General features: G+C 50.1%; 1 protein-coding gene. It reads left to right on the top strand.

The genetic code is table 11. The features are described from left to right. Positions 1–100: 100 nt before the first annotated feature. Positions 101–441 (top strand): PorP/SprF family type IX secretion system membrane protein (locus LOK78_RS16430; RefSeq protein WP_232635672.1); only part of this gene is annotated, 341 nt, incomplete at its 3' end.

The raw sequence follows: 441 nt of genomic DNA, 5'->3' as shown, positions 1-441 counted from the left end.
GGGACTTATTTCTACGTTGTGAAGTACAAGGACACCGAGGTAAGGACAGACTGGTTCTATATCACCAGAGAACAATAATTAACGCAACCAGAAAAAGATAATGAAAAGACTATATATATTAATCGCTATGGTACTGATCGGGATGGTTGGGGCACATGCCCAACAGGATCCACAGTACACGCAGTACATGTACAATATGAACGTGATGAACCCCGCTTATGCGGGGTCCTTCGAGGGACTGTCCCTTGGGGCGCTTTACAGGAGCCAGTGGGTCGGTGTCGATGGGGCACCCAAGACGGCGACCTTCAACGGTCACATGCCCGTAGGGCGCAAGGTAGGGCTAGGTCTGTCGTTTGTTAACGACCAGATCGGACCTGTAAAGGAGAACAATGCCTATGTTGACTTCAGCTATACGCTGGAGTTGGGCGGCGGTCACAAACT

The organism is Mangrovimonas futianensis, from assembly GCF_021245805.1.
Lineage (GTDB): Bacteria > Bacteroidota > Bacteroidia > Flavobacteriales > Flavobacteriaceae > Mangrovimonas > Mangrovimonas futianensis.
The sequence above is the reverse complement of the archived record's forward strand: the minus strand, read 5'-3'. Positions and strand labels throughout refer to the sequence as shown.